This window comes from Streptomyces sp. NBC_01198, assembly GCF_036010485.1.
GTDB lineage: Bacteria > Actinomycetota > Actinomycetes > Streptomycetales > Streptomycetaceae > Actinacidiphila.
This window is the reverse complement of sequence record NZ_CP108568.1, coordinates 1,939,066-1,956,614: the sequence shown is the minus strand read 5'-3', so window position 1 is coordinate 1,956,614 and position 17,549 is coordinate 1,939,066. Positions and strand designations below refer to the sequence as shown.

15 protein-coding genes and 1 pseudogene are annotated in these 17,549 nt (G+C 73.2%); 13 read left to right on the top strand and 3 right to left on the bottom strand.

Annotated elements, in window-relative coordinates; all coding sequences use genetic code 11:
- Positions 1-54 precede the first annotated feature (54 nt).
- From OG702_RS08825 to OG702_RS08815, 3 genes are read left to right on the top strand one after another with little or no spacing between them, the layout of a single operon-like run.
- On the top strand, positions 55-738 hold the full coding sequence (locus OG702_RS08825; protein WP_327293149.1) for a response regulator: 684 nt from the start codon (positions 55-57) through the stop codon (positions 736-738).
- A 24-nt stretch (positions 739-762) separates the two neighbouring features.
- Positions 763-1,161 (top strand): OB-fold nucleic acid binding domain-containing protein, encoded by a 399-nt coding sequence (locus OG702_RS08820; protein ID WP_327288289.1) that lies wholly within the window; start codon positions 763-765, stop codon positions 1,159-1,161.
- 3 nt (positions 1,162-1,164) lie between these two features.
- Complete coding sequence (locus OG702_RS08815) at positions 1,165-1,938, top strand: DUF3159 domain-containing protein (protein WP_442814346.1); 774 nt, start codon at positions 1,165-1,167, stop codon at positions 1,936-1,938.
- 30 nt (positions 1,939-1,968) lie between these two features.
- On the opposite strand, the gene OG702_RS08810 is transcribed toward OG702_RS08815, so the two are convergent.
- Together OG702_RS08810 and OG702_RS08805 are read right to left on the bottom strand one after the other, a co-directional pair.
- The gene (locus tag OG702_RS08810; protein ID WP_327288288.1) at positions 1,969-2,655 is read right to left on the bottom strand and encodes a potassium channel family protein; all 687 of its coding nucleotides are present in this window, start codon (positions 2,653-2,655) and stop codon (positions 1,969-1,971) included.
- Complete coding sequence (locus tag OG702_RS08805) at positions 2,652-3,320, bottom strand: potassium channel family protein (protein ID WP_327288287.1); 669 nt, start codon at positions 3,318-3,320, stop codon at positions 2,652-2,654. Before OG702_RS08805 ends, OG702_RS08810 begins: the two co-directional genes overlap by 4 nt.
- 200 nt (positions 3,321-3,520) lie before the next feature.
- On the opposite strand from OG702_RS08805, the gene OG702_RS08800 reads away from it, so the two are divergent.
- The 3 genes from OG702_RS08800 to OG702_RS08790 all read left to right on the top strand — a co-directional run bounded on the left by OG702_RS08800 (position 3,521) and on the right by OG702_RS08790 (position 8,110).
- Positions 3,521-5,620 carry an APC family permease gene (locus OG702_RS08800; protein WP_327288286.1) on the top strand — a complete coding sequence of 700 codons (2,100 nt, stop codon included), beginning with the start codon at positions 3,521-3,523 and terminating at the stop codon, positions 5,618-5,620.
- Between the two features lie 78 nt (positions 5,621-5,698).
- Positions 5,699-7,018: a class I SAM-dependent RNA methyltransferase gene (locus tag OG702_RS08795; RefSeq protein WP_327288285.1), complete on the top strand. Its 1,320-nt coding sequence runs from the start codon at positions 5,699-5,701 to the stop codon at positions 7,016-7,018.
- Positions 7,019-7,462: 444 nt separating this feature from the next.
- Positions 7,463-8,110, top strand: a complete 648-nt coding sequence (locus OG702_RS08790) for a class I SAM-dependent methyltransferase (protein ID WP_327288284.1) — start codon at positions 7,463-7,465, stop codon at positions 8,108-8,110.
- Between the two features lie 48 nt (positions 8,111-8,158).
- On the opposite strand, the gene OG702_RS08785 is transcribed toward OG702_RS08790, so the two are convergent.
- A complete protein-coding gene (locus OG702_RS08785) occupies positions 8,159-8,710 on the bottom strand; it encodes a DUF1697 domain-containing protein (RefSeq protein ID WP_327288283.1) in 552 nt (183 codons plus the stop codon).
- A gap of 177 nt (positions 8,711-8,887) precedes the next feature.
- On the opposite strand from OG702_RS08785, the pseudogene OG702_RS08780 reads away from it, so the two are divergent.
- The 7 genes and pseudogenes from OG702_RS08780 to OG702_RS08750 all read left to right on the top strand — a co-directional run.
- Positions 8,888-10,063, top strand: a pseudogene (locus tag OG702_RS08780) (AAA family ATPase); the annotation flags it as partial.
- 311 nt (positions 10,064-10,374) lie between these two features.
- Complete coding sequence (locus tag OG702_RS08775) at positions 10,375-10,746, top strand: nucleotide pyrophosphohydrolase (protein WP_327288282.1); 372 nt, start codon at positions 10,375-10,377, stop codon at positions 10,744-10,746.
- Between the two features lie 136 nt (positions 10,747-10,882).
- Positions 10,883-11,341 carry a DUF6099 family protein gene (locus OG702_RS08770; protein WP_327288281.1) on the top strand — a complete coding sequence of 153 codons (459 nt, stop codon included), beginning with the start codon at positions 10,883-10,885 and terminating at the stop codon, positions 11,339-11,341.
- A gap of 45 nt (positions 11,342-11,386) precedes the next feature.
- On the top strand, positions 11,387-12,307 hold the full coding sequence (locus OG702_RS08765; RefSeq protein WP_327288280.1) for an LLM class F420-dependent oxidoreductase: 921 nt from the start codon (positions 11,387-11,389) through the stop codon (positions 12,305-12,307).
- A 9-nt stretch (positions 12,308-12,316) separates the two neighbouring features.
- Positions 12,317-13,276 carry a homocysteine S-methyltransferase gene (gene mmuM, locus OG702_RS08760; protein ID WP_442814345.1) on the top strand — a complete coding sequence of 320 codons (960 nt, stop codon included), beginning with the start codon at positions 12,317-12,319 and terminating at the stop codon, positions 13,274-13,276.
- Between the two features lie 140 nt (positions 13,277-13,416).
- A complete protein-coding gene (locus tag OG702_RS08755) occupies positions 13,417-14,910 on the top strand; it encodes a 3' terminal RNA ribose 2'-O-methyltransferase Hen1 (RefSeq protein ID WP_327288279.1) in 1,494 nt (497 codons plus the stop codon).
- Entirely contained in the window at positions 14,907-17,480 is a 2,574-nt protein-coding gene (locus OG702_RS08750) for a polynucleotide kinase-phosphatase (RefSeq protein ID WP_327288278.1), read from the top strand. The genes OG702_RS08755 and OG702_RS08750 overlap by 4 nt, the downstream gene beginning before the upstream one ends.
- The last annotated feature ends 69 nt before the right edge of the window (positions 17,481-17,549 follow it).

Here is a 17,549-nt window from a genome sequence, read left to right as displayed (position 1 = left end):
CCGGCGGGGCCCGAGGGGGGCGGCGGCGAGCACGGGGACGCGAAGGGGCGACGGATGTACCGGGTGCTGGTGGTGGACGACGAGCCGCAGATCGTCAAGGCACTGGTGATCAACCTGCGGGCTCGGGCCTACGAGGTGGACGCCGCGCACGACGGCGCCGCCGCGCTGCGGGTGGCCGCGGCCCGTCACCCCGACGTGGTGGTGCTCGACCTCGGCCTGCCCGACATGGACGGCGTCGAGGTGATCCGCGGGCTGCGCGGCTGGACCCGGGTGCCGATCATCGTGCTGTCCGCCCGGCACGCCTCCGACGAGAAGGTCGAGGCGCTGGACGCGGGCGCCGACGACTACGTGACCAAGCCGTTCGGCATGGACGAGCTGCTGGCCCGGCTGCGGGCCGCGGTCCGCCGCGCCACGCCGACCGGACCCGAGGACGACCCCTCCGCGGTGGAGACCGAGACCTTCACCGTGGACCTGGCGGCCCGCAAGGTCCACCGCGGCGGCACGGACGTACGCCTCACGCCCACCGAGTGGCACCTGCTCGAGGTGCTGGTGCGCAACCCCGGCCGGCTCATCTCGCAGAAGCAGCTGCTGCAGGAGGTCTGGGGCCCCGCCTACGGCACGGAGAGCAACTACCTGCGGGTGTACATGGCGCAGCTGCGGCGGAAGCTGGAGGCCGACCCGGCCCGCCCCCGGCACTTCATCACCGAACCCGGCATGGGCTACCGCTTCGAGGCGTGAGGTCCGGCCGGTACGCTGGATGCCATGAGTGGTGCCATCCGTTCAGAGCGGCCCGCGGGCCGCTTCCGCCGCATGCTCGACCGCCTGTCCTCCTCGCAGGAGGAGCTGCACTCCGAGGAGCTGCAGCAGGAGACCAGGGCCGTCGGCTGCACGCGGATCAAGGACTGCTCCGACCGGCAGATCGTGTCGGTCACCGGTACGCTGCGTACGGTCACGCTGCGTCCCCGGGCGGGCGTGCCCGCACTGGAGGCGGAGCTCTTCGACGGGTCGGCCGCGCTGGACGTGGTCTGGCTCGGCCGCCGCAGCATCACCGGTATAGAACCCGGCCGCCGGATCATCGCCTCCGGCCGGATCTCCATGAACCGTGGCCGTCCGGTGCTCTTCAACCCCAAGTACGAACTGCGTCCGGTCGGACAGGAGTAGCTGGTGGCGTCGATCGACAACTCGGACCACGACAAGACGGACGGCGCGCAGGGGCGCGCCGAGGAGGAGGCGGAGGTCAGAGCGGCCACCGAGGCCGCGCTGCTGGACGCCTTCGGCGGCGTCCTCGGCATGGTGGAGACCACCGTGCCCGGCCTGGTCTTCGTGGTGATCTACACGATCAACCACGACATCAAGTCCTCCGCGCTGGCCGCGCTGGCGCTGTCCGTGGTGCTTGGCGTGGCCCGGCTGGCCCGCAAGGACACCCTCAAGCACGCCTTCAGCGGCGTCTTCGGCATCGCCTTCGGCGCGCTGTTCGCGATGATGTCGGGCAATGCCAAGAACTTCTACCTGCCCGGCATGCTCTACACCCTGGGCCTGGGCGTGGCCTACGTGGTCTCCTCGCTGGCCGGCTTCCCGCTGCTCGGGCTGATCCTCGGGCCGGTGTTCAAGGAGAACCTTTCCTGGCGCACCCGCAACCCGGGTCGGCTGCGCGCCTACACCAAGGCCAGCTGGGCCTGGGGCCTGATCCTGCTGGCCAAGTCGGCGATCCTCTTCCCGCTCTACTGGTGGGGCAACGCCACCCAGCTGGGCTGGGTCAAGGTCGCACTGGGCATCCCGCCCTTCCTGCTGTCGGTCTACCTCACCTGGATCTTCCTGGTGAAGGCGCCGGCCCCGATCGACGTGATCGCGGAGATGGAAGCGGCCGAGCAGGAGCGGAAGGCCGAGAAGGAACGGGACAAGGCCGCCAAGGCGGCCGCCGAGCAGGCGTACAAGTAACGGACGACCTGCCCGGCGTGTTCGCGCCGGTCAGCCGCCGCCGCCGTTTCCGTTGCCGTCCTGGAGGGACAGCAGGTCCTCCAGCTGCTCCTCCCGGTGCGGCGCCGCCACGAACAGCAGCTCGTCGCCGGCCTCCAGCGCGTCGTCCTTCGACGGGGTGAGCACCCGGTTGCCGCGGATGATGGTGACCAGCGAGGTGTCCTGCGGCCACTCCACGTCACCGACCCGGGTGCCGACCAGTGCGGCCTCCTCGGGCAGCGTCAGCTCGACGAGGTTCGCGTCACCCTGGCTGAAGCGCAGCAGCCGGACCAGGTCGCCGACGCTCACCGCCTCCTCGACCAGGGCCGACATCAGCCGCGGCGTCGACACCGCGACGTCCACGCCCCAGGACTCGTTGAACAGCCACTCGTTCTTCGGGTTGTTCACCCGGGCGACGACCCGGGGGACGCCGTACTCCGTCTTGGCGAGCAGCGACACCACCAGGTTGACCTTGTCGTCACCGGTCGCGGCGATCACCACGTTGCAGCGCTGCAGGGCGGCCTCGTCGAGCGAGGTGATCTCGCACGCGTCGGCCAGCAGCCACTCGGCCTGCGGCACCCGCTCCACCGAGATGGAGGTGGGGTTCTTGTCGACGAGCAGCACCTCGTGCCCGTTCTCCAGCAGCTCGGCCGCGATGGACCGGCCGACCGCGCCGGCCCCGGCGATGGCCACCCTCATGAGTGGGCCTCCTCGGGTCCCTTGGCGAAGGCCGCCTCGACCGCGGCGACCTCGTCGGAGCGCAGCATCACATGCACCAGGTCGCCTTCCTGCAGCACCGTCTGTGAAGTGGGCAGCATCGCCTCGCCGAGCCGGGTGACGAACGCCACCCTGGTGCCGGTCTCCTCCTGCAAGGTGCTGATCTTGTGGCCGATCCAGCTGGGCGAGGTGTGCACCTCGGCGAGCTGCACCCCGCCGCTGGGGTCGCGCCACAGCGGCTCCGCGCCGGACGGCAGCAGCCTGCGCAGCATCTGGTCGGCGGTCCACCGCACGGTCGCCACGGTGGGGATGCCGAGCCGCTGGTAGACCTCGGCCCGGCGCGGGTCGTAGATCCTCGCCGCCACGTTCTCGATGCCGAACATCTCCCGGGCCACCCGGGCCGCGATGATGTTGGAGTTGTCGCCGCTGCTGACGGCCGCGAAAGCGCCCGCCTCCTCGATGCCGGCCTCACGCAGCGTGTCCTGGTCGAACCCGACTCCGGTCACCCGGCGCCCACCGAACCCGGAGCCCAGCCGGCGGAACGCCTTCGGGTCCTGATCGATCACCGCGACCGTATGACCTTGCTGTTCGAGGGAGTGCGCGAGAGTGGAGCCCACCCGCCCGCATCCCATAATCACGACGTGCACGACCGTCCTTCCGGCTGTCAACGAATTCGACTGAGACTGTGTGCTGAGTCGTAAGGTCGTTCCAAGCGTCTCAGACCGCGGCCAAAGCTACACACGCGCGTGGCGGCGCAGAAGGTTGCGGAGTGGCGGCCTCACAAGTTCGTCATACTCATCCGGGACTGGGGCACCCGCACGAATGGCCGATCCCTTAACATCGCGAGGTGTCCAAACTGACCGACCTGCCGAAACGGATCCTCATCGGCCGGGCGCTGCGCAGCGACAGGCTGGGCGAGACGCTGCTCCCCAAGCGGCTCGCGCTCCCCGTCTTCGCGTCCGACCCGCTGTCGTCCGTGGCGTACGCGCCGGGCGAGGTGCTCCTCGTCCTGTCCATCGCGGGAGTGTCGGCCTACCACTTCAGCCCATGGATCGCCGTGGCCGTCGTGGTGCTGATGTTCACCGTTGTCGCCTCCTACCGGCAGAACGTGCACGCCTACCCGTCGGGCGGCGGCGACTACGAGGTCGCCACCACCAACCTGGGGCCGAAGGCGGGGCTCACCGTCGCCAGCGCGCTGCTGGTGGACTACGTGCTCACGGTGGCGGTGTCGGTCGCCTCCGGCATCGAGAACCTGGGCTCGGCGGTGCCGTTCTTCGTCACGCACAAGGTGCTCGGCGCGGTGGGCATGATCGTGATCCTGATGCTGATGAACCTGCGCGGGGTGCGCGAGTCCGGCACGATCTTCGCGATCCCGACCTACGCCTTCGTCTTCGGCGTCTTCTGCATGATCGCCTGGGGTATCTTCAAGATCGCCACCGGGCATGACATGAACGCGCCTACCTCGGGCTATACCGTGCATGCCGAGACCTCGGGCATCGGCGGCTTCGCGCTGCTCTTCCTCCTGTTGCGGGCCTTCTCCTCAGGATGCGCGGCCCTCACCGGCGTCGAGGCGATCAGCAACGGCGTACCGGCGTTCAAGAAGCCCAAGTCCAAGAACGCCGCCACCACGCTGGCCGCGATGGGCCTGCTCGCCGTCACCATGTTCTGCGGCATCATCGCGCTGGCGATCAACACCCACGTGCGGATGGCCGAGAACCCGGCCCGCGACCTGCTCAACCACGGCTCACCGGTCGGCTCCGGCTTCACCCAGGACCCGGTGATCGCCCAGGTCGCCGAGGCGGTCTTCGGCCACAACTCGATCCCGTTCGTCTTCCTGGCCGCCGTCACCGCCCTGGTGCTCTTCCTGGCCGCCAACACCGCCTACAACGGCTTCCCGGTGCTCGGCTCGATCCTCGCCCAGGACCGCTACCTGCCGCGCCAGCTGCACACCCGCGGCGACCGGCTGGCCTTCTCCAACGGCATCGTGGTGCTGGCCGGCTTCGCCTGCGTCCTGGTCTACATCTACGGCGCCGACTCCACGCGGCTGATCCAGCTGTACATCGTGGGCGTCTTCGTCTCCTTCACCCTCAGCCAGACCGGCATGGTCAGGCACTGGAACCGGCACTTGCGCACCGAGACCGACCAGGCCAAGCGCCGCCACATGCTGCGCTCCCGGGCCATCAACACCTTCGGCGCCTTCCTCACCGGCCTGGTGCTGGTCATCGTGCTGCTCACCAAGTTCACCCACGGCGCCTGGGTCGCGGTGCTCGGCATGGTCGTCTTCTACGCCACCATGACCGCGATCCGCCGCCACTACACCCGGGTCTCCGACGAGATCGCCGCCGAGGACGAGCCGGGCGACGACTACGTACGCCCCTCCCGGGTGCACTCCATCGTGCTGGTCTCCAAGGTGCACAAGCCCACCCTGCGGGCGCTGTCCTACGCCAAGCTGATGCGCTCCGACACCCTCGAAGCCCTCAGCATCAACGTCGACCCGCAGGACACCAAGGCCCTGCAGGCCGACTGGCAGCGGCGCGGCATCGACGTACCGCTGAAGGTCCTGGACTCGCCCTACCGCGAGATCACCCGGCCGATCATCGACTACGTCAAGGGGCTGCGCCGCAACAGCCCGCGGGACGTGGTCAGCGTCTACATCCCCGAATACGTCGTCGGGCACTGGTACGAGCACCTGCTGCACAACCAGAGCGCCCTGCGGCTCAAGGGCCGGCTGCTGTTCACCCCCGGGGTGATGGTCACCTCCGTGCCCTACCAGCTGGAGTCCTCCGAGGTCGCCAGGGTCCGCGCCCGCCGCCGCGCCGACTGGTCCGCACCCGGCTCCATCCGCCGCGGCCCGGTCGGGCCGCGCCAGCGCGAGCGCGAGCCGGAACCGGCCCCGGCCCCGGCACCGGTCCAGGTGCCCGAGCCGGAGCGCGAGCCCGAGCACTGACGGCGTGACCGGGCCCGGCTGCGGACCCGTAGAGTGGGCTGTCGCGCACCCCCGGAAGAGCCCAGGAGCACCACCGTCATGCAGACCGAGCCCGCCCCGTCACTGGTCGGCCAGGAGTACGAGGTAGAGATCGGCCCGGTGGCGCACGGCGGCCACTGCCTGGCGCGGACCGCCGAGGGCCAGGTCCTGTTCGTCCGGCACACCCTGCCGGGCGAGCGGGTCGTCGCCCGGGTCACCCACGGCGAGGTCGGCGCGGCCTTCCTGCGGGCGGACGCCGTCCGCGTGCTCATCGCGTCCAAGGACCGCGTCGAGGCGCCCTGCCCCTACTCCGGACCCGGCCGCTGCGGCGGCTGCGACTGGCAGCACGCCGCCCCCGGCGCCCAGCGCCGCCTCAAGGCCGCGGTGATCACCGAGCAGCTGGCCAGGCTCGCCGGGCTCACCCCGGAGGAGGCCGGCTGGGACGGCACCGTGGAGCCCGCCCCGGGCGACAAGGTCGCCAAGGGCGAGGTGCCCGCCTGGCGCACCCGGCTGCAGTACGCGGTGGACGACGAGGGGCGCGCGGGGCTGCGCAGGCACCGCTCGCACGACGTCGAGGTCGTGGGCCACTGCCTGATCGCCGCCCCCGAGGTCTCCGAGCTGGGCGTCGAGGCCCGCCGCTGGCCGCAGATCGCCGCGGTCGAGGCGATCGCCGCCACCGGGTCGAGCGACCGGCAGGTCATCCTCACCCCGCAGCCTGGCGGCCGGCTGCCCATCGTGGAACTCGACCGCCCCGTCTCCGTCCTGCGGATCGGCGAGCGCGACCACGCCGTCCACCGGGTCCACGGCCGCGACTTCGTCCGCGAGCGCGCCGCCGGCCGCACCTGGCGGGTCGGCGACGGCGGCTTCTGGCAGGTCCACCCGAAGGCCGCCGACCTGCTGGTCGAAGCCGTCATGCAGGGCCTGATGCCGCGCAAGGGCGACATGGCACTCGACCTCTACTGCGGTGTCGGCCTCTTCGCCGGCGCCCTGGCGGAACGCGTCGGCGAACGCGGCGCCGTCCTCGGCATCGAGTCCGGCAAGCGCGCCGCGCAGGACGCCCGGCACAACCTCCAGGACCTCGACCGGGTCCGTATCGAGCACGGCAAGGTCGACCACGTGCTGCCCCGCACCGGCATCACCGAGGTCGACCTGATCGTCCTCGACCCGCCCCGCACCGGCGCCCGCCGCCCCAGCGTCCGCCACCTGGCCTCCCTCGGCGCCCGCCGCATCGCCTACGTCGCCTGCGACCCCGCGGCCCTCGCCCGCGACCTCGGCTACTTCGCCGAGGAGGGCTACCGCCCGGTCAGCCTGCGGGCCTTCGACCTCTTCCCGATGACCCACCACATGGAGTGCGTCGCGATCCTCACCCCGGCGATATAGCGACCCGCTCGCCGGCGGGAGCCCGGCCGCAGCACCGCCGGCCGGCGCGGCGTTCCCCCGGGGGCGCCGTCGCACCGGCCTGACGGGCGCGCGGTCACCGCGCCGCGGGGCGGTCCCGGGGCGCGGTCGCGGCGGGCTCGGCAGCGTCAGGGTCCTGATGCTGGTCCGGCTGTCCCGTCGCGAACGGATCGCGGGCAGGATCTGGGGCCGCGCCCGGTCGAACGGGCACGGCAGGGGCGGGATCGGAGAAAAGTCCCATCGGCGATCGCCTTCACAAGAGGTGGCTGAGAGGGCTGCCCGCAAAGGCGTACCGGACATCGATACGGGGCAGCTCCTGACAGCGACAGTACGCGGCCCAGGGCGGCAGGCGTGCGAAGGACGGGGAAAGCCCCTCGTGGGGCCCATCGCCGACCCCGCCTGTCGACGGCCGCTAGGGTCGCGGCCATGGTCGAGAACGATGCCCTCCGGGCCGCCCGCGAGGGCTATGACGCTGCCGCCGCCACCTATGCGGAGCTGTTCCGCGAGTCGCTGCGTGACAGTCCGCTGGATCGCGCCGTCCTGGGCGTCTTCTCCGAGGTCGTGCGGGCGGGCGGGGACGGGCAGGTCGCGGATCTGGGGTGCGGGCCCGGGTACGTCACCGCGTATCTCGCGGAGACGGGGCTGGCGGTCTTCGGGGTCGACGCCTCGCTGGAAATGATCACGCTGGCACGGGAGGCTTATCCGGGCCTGCGGTTCGACGTGGGGTCGATGGCGGCGTTGGCGATAGCTGACGGCGTGCTGGGCGGGATCCTCGCACGCTGGTCCGTCATCCACACACCGCCCGGTGAACTCCCGGCCATCCTTGCGGAGTTCCGCCGCGTACTGGCTCCTGGCGGCCACCTTCTGCTCGGCTTCTCGGCGAGCGAGGGCCCGTCCCACCCGACGCAGGAGTTCGACCACACCGTCGCGCTCGCCTACCGGTGGTGGCCCGACCACCTCGCCGCGCTGCTGGCGGAGACCGGGCTGGCCGAGGTGGCCAGGACGGTCCGCGAGCCGCAGCCCACCGACCGGCGGCAGTTCCGGGAGATCCACCTGCTGGCCCGCAAGTCCTGACCGCCCTGCTGCCGAACCGTGGCCCGCCCGCCCCGGTGTGGGGAACCGTCAGCTGTCGCTGAGCTCCAGCAGCTTGGTGACCGTGTTCCAGTTGCGGTTGGTGGCCGGCACGCCCAGGCCGCGGTCGGTGAGGCGCGCGGCGAGCTTCGAATTGCGGATGGAGTCGGGGAGATGGGCGTAGAGCTCGCGCTCGCCCGGCCGGACCTCGTCCGGCGCGTAGGCCGCGGGGTCGATCGTCGCTAGCCGGTCGAGCGGGACGGGACCGGCGAGGAAGATCACCAGGAAGCGCGAACCGTCGATCCCGGTCATGTCGAACGGATTCGCCGCCACGACCCGCCGCAGATCCTCGGCGGTGCGCACCATGCAGGTGATGGTCAGGCCCAACTCGTCGGCCAGCGCCTGCTGCAGCGCGCCGGCCAGCTGCTGCGGATCGCGGTCCTGGTGGGTGAAGACGGCGTTCCCGCTCTGCAGGTGCGTACGGATCGCGCTGCCGCCGATCGAGGCGAGCAGGTCGCGCAGCGTCTGCATCGGGACTCTCGCCTTGCCCCCGACGTTGATCCCGCGCAGCAGCGCGACATATCTGGTGCTGGTCGTGGTCACGCCTGCCACCGTAACCGGGGGCACCGACAGGCACATGCACCGACGTGAAACGGCAGGTCCGGTGGGCAGGGGATGTGATTTCCGGATATCCGCAGATCATGCACGATGTCCCTCGTTCGAGTTACCCGAGGCCGCTGGAACGGTTCGGCAGGCCGGACGCTGGTTACGTTCGCGGCCATGAGCACCAGTGCGCCCAAGGACGCCGGTCACGACCGCCCCGTCGTCACCGAACTGCGGCTGTCCGCCTTCAAGTCACACCGCGGGGCGACCTTCGCGCTCGGCCCGCTCACCCTGCTCACCGGCGGCAGCGGCACCGGCAAGTCCAGCGTGCTCGAAGGGCTCGCCGCGCTCGGCCGGCTGGCCTGCGGCGCCGAACTCGCCGAGGTCTTCGGCTCCGTGGTGCACGGCGGTGCGGCGGCGTGCGTGCCGCAGGGGGCGCAGCCGGACGCGCAGGGACGGCGCGGCTTCCGGATCGGCTGCACGGTGACCGGCCCGGTCGGCCCGGTGCGGCTGGACGTGGCGGTGCAGGCGGAACCGACGCTGCGGATCGTCGGCGAGCGGCTGACCGGCGCCGGCGAGACCCTGCTGACCACGGCGTTGCGCGACCCGGCCCGGCGCACCGTGCAGGCCGCCTGGCACACCGCGGGCGAGGTCTCGGTGACCCGGGCGCCGCTGCCGGACAACGTCCTGGCCAGCGCGCTGCTGCCGCTGCGGGTCTCCGGGCGCACGGACGGCCAGCGGCTGGTGCTCGCCGCGGCCGAGCAGCTGGTGGTGGCGCTGCGCGGGATCTTCCCGGTGGCGCCGCGGCCCGAGCTGATGCGCTCGCCCGTGCCGCGGGGCGACGGGCGGCTGCGGGCGGCCTGCGACAACCTCTCCGCCGTCCTGGCCAGGACCGAGGGGGAGTGCGGTACGCGGCACGCGGCGCTGGTCAACGCGGTGCGTGCGGTGTGCAGCCCGCCGGTCGAGGGCCTGACCGTGCTGCGGACGCTGCTGCCGCCGTGCGACGGGCGCACGCCGCTGGACGCGGTGATCGCCGCTGTGGACCGCGGTCCGCTCGGCGTGGTGCCGGTCGACCGGCTGGGCGACGGTGAACTGCGTTTCGTGGCCCTGGCGTTGGTGCTGCTGACCGGCCCCGGTGTGCTGGACGTCGACACCAGTACGGAGCTGCTGCCGGCCGGCCAGGTGCTCACCGTGCTGGGCGACGGCCTCGATCTGGGCCTGGACCGGCGGCAGTTGCGCGAACTGCTGCGGCTCGCCGGGGTGGCCGCCGCCCGCGGCCACATCCGGCTGCTCGGCACGGTCCAGGACCCGGACTGCGCGCAGGGCCTCGGCGGTGTGACGGTCGCCCGGCTCGGCGAGGGCCGCCGGGTGCCCGCGCAGGACCAGGGCGAGGCGGACGGCGGGGCGGGACGTCCGGGCCCGGGCGGGCAGCGGGACGCAGGTCAGGGCGGCGCACGCGGGGGCGGCGCCCGGGGCGGGGACGTGCCCGGCGGGCGGGCCCCCGGCCGGCGCGTCGAGCCGGGCGGTGACCCGGTGGGGGCCGCGGGCGCGGGCCCGGATCCGGCCACGCCGGACGGCAGCGGAGGTGTGGCGGCGGCCGGCAGGGCGGCCGAGGGGGTGGGGCGGGAGGAGGAGGGCTGCGGCGATGCGGTAGACCAGTCGGGGTGACCGGACAACCATCGGACCTAGCCGCCTTGCAGCGCCGCCTGGTCGAATTCGCCGCAGCCCGTGACTGGCAGCCCTTCCACCTACCGAAGAATCTGGCCGCCGCGCTGAGCGTCGAGGCGGGGGAGCTGCTGGAGATCTTCCAATGGCTCACGCCCGAGCAGGCGTCAGCGGTGATGGCGGACCCCGAGTCGGCGCACCGGGTGCGCGACGAGGTCGCGGACGTGCTGGCCTACCTGCTGCAGTTCTGTGCCGTGCTGGAGATCGACCTGGCGGCCGCGCTCGCCGCCAAGATCGACAGGAACGAGAAGCGCTTCCCCCCCACCGTCCGGCCCCCCACCGTCCGGCCGCCCGGCCCGCGGGCCGGATGACGCGGTTGTCCACAGGTGCGGGGTTATCCACAGATGTCGGGAACGACCTTTTGGTTCCGGGTGAGACTGTGTCACGCTGAGTGATGTCGGCAGGTGGTGAAGGGGTCACCACCGCCGGGGTCGAGGGGGTGCGCAGATGGACGCGGCACGACTGGTGGCGGAGTCGGAGCGGGTGATGCGGGGGGAGCCGCAGCCCGAGGACGTCATCGAGGAGGCCTGGCAGGCGGGCGAGCTGGTCGAGGCGGTGGACCGGCTGCTGGCCGCCGGGGAGCAGCGGTCGGCGGCGCCGGCGGGTGCGCCGGGCCCGGCCGGCTGGGCAGCACGGGCGGGCCGGGCGGGACCGGTGCTCGCTGCGGGGACGGGGCCGCCACGGGCGGCCCGGCTGACCGCGGTCCGCGACCCGGCGGGGACGTTGCGGGCGCTTCGCGTGCTGCTCGGGGAGATCACCCATGCCCTGGTGGGGCTCACCAGCGCGGTGCAGGACGAGGGGGCCTACTGGCGGTGCATCGAGGCGCTGGACGCGGTGGACGAGGCCAAGGACCGGGTGCGGACCCTGGCCGGCGGCGAGCGGACACCGGGGGAGGGGGGAGGGTGATGCGTCGATTGACGGGCGGGCGCGCGATGAGTGCAGGATGGGGGAATGGATCTGCGAATCTTCACCGAGCCCCAGCAGGGGGCCGACTACGACACGCTGCTCGCGGTGGCCAAGGCGACGGAAGACCTCGGCTTCGACGCCTTCTTCCGGTCGGACCACTATCTGACGATGGGCGGCGACGGGCTGCCGGGACCCACGGACGCGTGGATCACGCTGGCCGGCCTCGCCCGGGAGACCAGCCGGATCAAGCTCGGCACCCTGATGACGGCCGGCACCTTCCGGCTGCCCGGTGTGCTGGCCATCCAGGTGGCGCAGGTGGACGCGATGTCGGGCGGCAGGGTCGAGTTCGGACTCGGTGCCGGCTGGTTCGAGGCGGAGCACACCGCCTACGGCATTCCGTTCCCGAAGGAGAAGATCAGCCGGCTCGCCGAGCAGCTGGCGGTGATCACCGGGCTGTGGGCCACCCCGGTCGGCAAGACCTTCGACTTCGAGGGGGAGTTCTACCAGCTCAAGGACTCTCCCGCGCTGCCGAAGCCCGCGCAGGCCAAGGTGCCGGTGCTGATCGGCGGCATGGGTGCCAGGCGCACCCCGGAGCTGGCGGCCCGTTACGCCGACGAGTTCAACGTGCCGTTCGCCTCGATCGAGGACTCCGGCCGGCAGATCGGGCGGGTCCGCGAGGCGGTGCGGGCGGCCGGGCGCCCGGCCGACAGCATGGTGTATTCGAACGCGCTGGTGGTCTGCGTCGGCAAGGACGACGCGGAGGTGGCGCGGCGGGCCGCGGCGATCGGCCGCGAGGTCGAGGAGCTGAAGGAGAACGGGCTGGCGGGCTCGCCGGCGGAGGTCGTGGAGAAGATCGGGCGTTACGCCGAGCAGGGCGCCAGCCGGATCTACCTCCAGACCATGGACCTCAGCGACCTGGACCACCTGGAGCTGGTCGCCACCCAGGTCAAGCCGCAGCTGGGCTGAGGCGCCGTCATGCCCCCGCCGCCCGCGGACCCGCCGGCCGTACCGCCGGGTGCCCCGCCTGCCGTGCCGCCCGCTCCCGCGGGGGAGTTGGCGGCGCTGCTGGCGGCGGGCGGCACCCTGGTGCTGGACGGGGGTCTGTCCAACCAGCTCGCCGACCAGGGCTGCGACCTGTCCGACCCGCTGTGGACAGCCCGGCTGCTCGCCGACGACCCAGGACAGATCGAGGCGGCCCACCGCGCGTATGTCAGGGCGGGCGCGGATGTGCTGATCACCTCGGGCTACCAGGCCGGCTACGAGGGCTTCGCCCGCCGCGGCATCGGGCGGGCCGAGGCGTCGGCGCTGCTGCGCCGCAGTGTGGACCTGGCCCGCCGGGCGGCGGCGGGCCGGCCGGGAGTGCGGGTGGCGGCATCGGTCGGGCCGTACGGAGCGGTGCTCGCCGACGGCAGCGAGTACCGCGGGCGCTACGGCCTGACGGTCCGCGATCTGGCGGACTTCCACCGGCGGAGGATCGAGGCGGCGGCAGCCGCCGCACCCGACCTGCTCGCCCTGGAGACGGTGCCGGACATCGACGAGGCCGAGGCGATGCTGCGTGCTGCGGCGCCCACGGGTCTGCCGGTGTGGCTGTCCTACACCGCCGACGGCGACCGCACCAGGGCCGGCCAGCCGCTGGCCGAGGCCTTCGCGGTGGCCGCGGGCCGCGACGAGGTGGTCGCGGTGGGCGTCAACTGCTGCGCACCGCGGGACGTGCTGCCCGCGGTGGAGCTGGCGACAGCGGTCACCGGGAAGCCGGCGGTGGCCTACCCGAACAGCGGGGAGCGGTGGAATGCCGTGGCCCGCGGCTGGGAGGGCGCCCCCACGCTCGACCCGGGCCTCGCGACCGCCTGGCACGCCTCCGGCGCCCGGCTGATCGGCGGCTGCTGCCGGGTCGGGCCGTCCACCGTCAGCGCCCTGCGCGCCGCCCTGCCCTGACGCGCCCTCACCGGCGCCGGGCGCGCGGGCGCCCGCGGTGCGCCGCGGTGCGGGACCTGGCGGGGCGTCACGTGCCCGGGTGCGGTCACCGGGGAGAAAACGCCTGGGCGGCGACCTCGGCGGTGGGGATAATCGGGCAGGTGTTCCTGACGATCTCCACCACAGGCAGCGCCGCGGCTCCGGCGACGGACCTCGGGTATCTGCTGCACAAGCACCCGGGCAGGGCCCAGGTCTTCGCCACCTCCTACGGTGACGCGCACGTCTTCTACCCCGAGGCGACCGCGGAGCGGTGCACGGCCGCGCTGCTGCTCGAAGTCGATCCGCCGGCCCTCGTGCGCCGCGGACGCGGCAAGGGCAGGGGCGGGGCGCCGGACGCGGCACTGGCGCAGTATGTGAACGACCGGCCGTACGCGGCCTCGTCGCTGCTGGCGGTGGCGCTGCGGACGGTGTTCGCCAGCGCCCTGCGCGGCGAGTGCCGCACGCTGCCCGAGCGGGCCGCTGCAACACTGCCGCTGCGGGTCGAGGTGCCCGCGGTGCCCGCCCGCGGCGGACCGGCGCTGGTGGCCCGGCTGTTCGAGCCGCTGGGGTGGCAGGTGACGGCGCAGCCGGTGCGGCTGGACGACCACTTCCCCGAGTGGGGCGACTCGCGCTACGTGGGGCTGGTGCTGGAGGGCGAGCTGCGGCTGTCCGACGCGCTGCGGCACCTCTACGTCCTGCTGCCGGTGCTGGACGACGCCAAGCACTACTGGGTGTCCGCCGACGAGGTGGACAAGCTGCTGCGGTTCGGCGAGGGCTGGCTGGCCGGCCACCCCGAGCAGCGGCTGATCACCCGGCGCTATCTGGCCCGGCGCTGGTCGCTCACCCGGGAGGCCGACGAGCGCCTTGAGCTGGTGCGGCTGGCCGACGCCGACGACGTGGCGGTCGAGCAGATCGACAACGCCGTCGAGGCCGAGCAGCCGGACGGCACCGAGGAGCGGCCGGCGCCGCTCGCGGTGCAGCGCCGCGAGGCGATCCTGGCCGGGCTGCGGTCGGCCGGCGCCGCCCGGGTGCTCGACCTGGGCTGCGGCCAGGGCCAGTTGGTGGCCGCGCTGCTCAAGGAGCCGCGCTTCACCGAGATCGTCGGAGTCGACGTCTCGGTGCGGGCCCTGGAGATGGCCGCCCGCCGGCTGCACCTGGACCGGATGGGCGAGCGGCAGTCCTCCCGCCTCACGCTGCTCCAGGGCTCGCTGGCGTACACCGACAAGCGGCTCAAGGGTTATGACGCGGCGGTGCTCAGCGAGGTCGTCGAGCACCTGGACCTGCCGCGGCTGCCCGCGCTCGAATACGCCGTCTTCGGCGCCGCCCGCCCCCGGACGGTGATCGTGACGACGCCGAACGTCGAGTACAACGTGCGCTGGGAGACGCTGCCGGCCGGCCGGCGCCGGCACGCCGACCACCGCTTCGAGTGGACACGGCGGGAATTCCGCGACTGGGCGGCGGCCGTGGCCGGCCGCTACGGCTACACCGTGGAGTTCCGCCCGGTAGGCCCGGACGACCCCGAGGCCGGCCCGCCCACCCAGCTCGCGCACTTCACCGGCGGCGACGGCAGCGACCGTACCGACACCCACGAGAAGAAGAAGGAGGACGCGGCATGACCGACGACGCCCGGGACGGCGCCACCGCCGCTCTCCGCACCCTCGCTGTCACCGACCTGTCCCTGGTGGTGCTGATCGGCGCCACCGGCTCCGGCAAGTCCACCTTCGCCGCCCGGCACTTCGCACCCACCGAGGTGATCTCCTCCGACTTCTGCCGCGCGCTGGTCAGCGACGACGCGAACGACCAGAGCGCCACCCGCGACGCCTTCGACGTGCTGCACTACATCGCGGGCAAGCGGCTGGCGGCCGGCCGCCGCACCGTCGTGGACGCCACCAGCGTGCAGCAGGAGAGCCGCAGGCAGCTGGTGGCGCTGGCCAGGGAGCACGACGTGCTGCCGATCGCCATCGTGCTCGACGTCCCCGAGCAGGTGTGCGCCGAGCGCAACGCGGCACGCCCCGACCGGGCGGGCATGGCCCGGCACGTCATCCAGCGGCACCAGCGCGAGCTGCGCCGCTCGCTGCGGGGCCTGGAGCGCGAGGGCTTCCGCAAGATCCACATCCTGCGCGGCACCGCCGAGATCGACGCGGCCAGGATCGCCATCGAGCCGGCCTACAACGACCTGCGCCACCTCACCGGCCCCTTCGACGTGATCGGCGACGTCCACGGCTGCAGCTCCGAGCTGGAGACGCTGCTCGCCAAGCTCGGCTACGACGACGGCCGGCACCCGGCGGGCCGTACCGCGGTCTTCGTCGGCGACCTGGTCGACCGCGGCCCGGACAGTCCCGGCGTGCTGCGCCGGGTGATGGGCATGGTCGAGGCGGGCACCGCGCTGTGCGTGTCGGGCAACCACGAGAACAAGCTGAGCCGGCACCTCAAGGGCCGCCGCGTGCAGCTCACCCACGGCCTGGCCGAGACCGTCGAGCAGTTCGCCCGCGAGGACGAGCGCGACCCCGAGTTCCGCCGCCGTGCCGCCGACTTCATCGGCGGCCTGATCAGCCACTTCGTGCTGGACGGCGGCCGGCTGGTGGTCTGCCACGCGGGCCTGCCGGAGAAGTACCACGGCCGCACCTCGGGCCGGGTCCGCTCGCACGCGCTCTACGGCGACACCACCGGCGAGACCGACGAGTTCGGCCTGCCGGTCCGCTACCCCTGGGCCGAGGACTACCGCGGCCGCGCCGCCGTCGTCTACGGCCACACCCCCGTCCCCACCACCTCCTGGATCAACAACACCCTCTGCCTCGACACCGGCGCCGTCTTCGGCGGCCGGCTCACCGCCCTGCGCTGGCCCGAGCGGGAGATCGTGGACGTACCGGCCGAGCAGGTCTGGTACGAGCCGGTCAGGCCGCTGCTGTCCGACGCGCCCGGCGGCCGTGAGGGCCGGCCGCTGGACCTGGACGACGTCGCGGGCCGCAGGATCGTGGAGACGACCCTGCTGGGACGGCTCGCGGTGCGCGAGCAGAACGCGGCGGCGGCGCTGGAAGTGATGAGCCGCTTCGCCGTCGACCCGCGGCTGCTGTGCTACCTGCCGCCGACCATGGCGCCGTGCGCCACCTCCACGCGGGACGGCTACCTCGAACACCCCGCGGAGGCCTTCGCCTCCTACCGCGCCGACGGGGTGCGGCAGGTGGTGTGCGAGGAGAAGCACATGGGCTCCCGCGCGGTCGCCCTGGTCTGCCGCGACGAGGCGGTCGCCGCCGAGCGGTTCGGCGCCGCCGCCGGGGTGACCGGCGCGCTGCACACCCGCACCGGCCGGCCGTTCTTCGACGATCCGGCCGTCACGGAGGCGGTGCTCGACCGGGTGCGCGCCGCGGTCGGCGCGGCCGGGCTCTGGGACGAGCTGGACACCGACTGGCTGCTGCTCGACGCCGAGCTGCTGCCCTGGTCGCTGAAGGCCTCCGGGCTGCTGCGCAAGCAGTACGCGGCGGTCGGCGCGGCCGCGGGCGCCGCCTTCCCGCCGGCTCTCGCCGCGCTGGAGGCGGCGGCCGGCCGGGGCGCCGAGGTCGCCGAGCTGCTGGCCCGCCAGCAGGAGCGGGCCGTCGACGCGCAGGCCTTCACCGAGGCCTACCGGCGCTACTGCTGGACCACCGACGGGCTGGACGGCGTCCACCTCGCACCGTTCCAGCTGCTCGCCGCCCGCGGCCGCAACCTGGCGGGCGAGCTGCCGCAGGACCGGCAGCTGGCCCTCATTGACCGGCTGGTCGACGCCGACCCGACCGGGTTGCTGCGCAGCACCCGGCGGCTGGTCGTCGACACCGGCGACGAGGCGTCGGTGGCGGCCGGTACGGACTGGTGGCTCGCCCTGACCGCGGATGGCGGCGAGGGCATGGTCGTCAAGCCGCTCACCGCGCTGGCCCGCGACGCCAAGGGCGGCCTCGTGCAGCCGGGCGTCAAGTGCCGGGGGCGCGAGTATCTGCGCATCATCTACGGCGCGGAGTACACCCGCCCGGTCCACCTGGCCCGGCTCCGGCAGCGTGCCCTCGGCCACAAGCGCTCGCTCGCCCTGCGCGAGTACGCCCTCGGCCTTGAAGCCCTCGACCGGCTCGCCGCCGCCGAGCCCCTGTGGCGCGTCCACGAACCCGTCTTCGCGGTCCTGGCCCTGGAATCCGAGCCGGTGGACCCCCGCCTGTGAGTTCCCACCCCCGGGGCGCGCCCCGCCCCGGGGGTGGGAGGGGTCACAGACGGGATATAAGGCACCGCA